At 68.7% G+C, this 1,077-nt stretch carries 1 protein-coding gene; it reads right to left on the reverse strand.

Annotation, left to right across the window (positions count from 1 at the left end; translation table 11 throughout):
• Positions 1 to 188: 188 nt before the first annotated feature.
• Complete coding sequence (locus tag E2C06_RS36595) at positions 189 to 950, reverse strand: aminotransferase-like domain-containing protein (RefSeq protein WP_277751926.1); 762 nt, start codon at positions 948 to 950, stop codon at positions 189 to 191.
• Positions 951 to 1,077: the final 127 nt, after the last annotated feature.

Below are 1,077 nucleotides of genomic sequence, written 5' to 3' on the forward strand. Positions count from 1 at the left end.
CCGGGCGCATCGCATTCAGCGAGAATGCGGAGCTTGTCGGCCACGTTCCAACGGCGCCGCCGCTCGCGCCCGGTGATGATCTCAACCGTCCCGCTGCCCATGACCTTACAGACGACCTTACGCCCGACGTTAAGGCCGCCAGCCTCAACGCACGTCAGCGGCCAGGGAAGGCGATGGAGGCCGGACGCTTACGCCGCGGCCGCGACGAAGTCGTCCTCACGGGCACGCGGCACGCCGTTCAGCCAGGCGACGACATGCAGCCCGGCATCGGAGCCGACAACCTCCACCGCCCCGGCCTCCGCCTCGGTCAGCGCGGCGAGCAGGGCAGCGCGGCGCTCGGCGTTTCGCCGCCGGACGCGGCGGACATGGCGTTCATAGGCGCCGGTCTCGATCAGCGCGGCGAGCGCCTCCTGCTCCAGGCTGGGCGAATGGCGATCGGACAAGCGCTTAGCCTTAGCGAAGGCTTCGGCCAGGGCTGCTGGCACAACCAGAAAGCCCAGACGCAGGGTGGGCGACAGCGTCTTGGACGCGGTGCCGAGATAGATCACCCGTCCCTCGCCATCCATCGCCTGCAGGGGCGGAATGGGGGCGATGTCGAAGCGATATTCGCTGTCGTAGTCGTCCTCGATGACAAAGGCCGCGTGGCGTGCCGCCCAGGCCAGCAACTCGCGCCGTCTGCCGGCTGCCAGCACGCCGCCCAGAGGAAATTGGTGCGAAGGTGTCGTATAGGCCAGCCGGGCCTCAGGCAGCGCGTCCGTCCGCGGACCTTCGGCATCGACCGGCACTGGCAGCACCTCGGCCCCGGTGGCCAGGAAGGCCTGGCGTGCCAGCAGGTAGCCGGGATCTTCCATCGCAGCCCGGTCGCCGGGGTCCAGCAGCAGCCGTGCGCAGAGGTCCAGTCCCTGCTGCGATCCATTGACCACGATTACCTGCTCCGCCTCGCAGCGCAGGCCATGGGCGCGCCTAAGTGCCCGTTTTTGAAGTCATGGGGCGGGCAGTCGTCTGCGGTTGGGATGGGCGAGGCGATGGAGCATCAAGCGGATTGCGGCCAGGGTGACCATCGCCTCGGAGACTTCG

Source organism: Dankookia rubra (genome assembly GCF_004355005.1).
GTDB classification, from domain to species: Bacteria; Pseudomonadota; Alphaproteobacteria; order Acetobacterales; family Acetobacteraceae; genus Paracraurococcus; species Paracraurococcus ruber_A.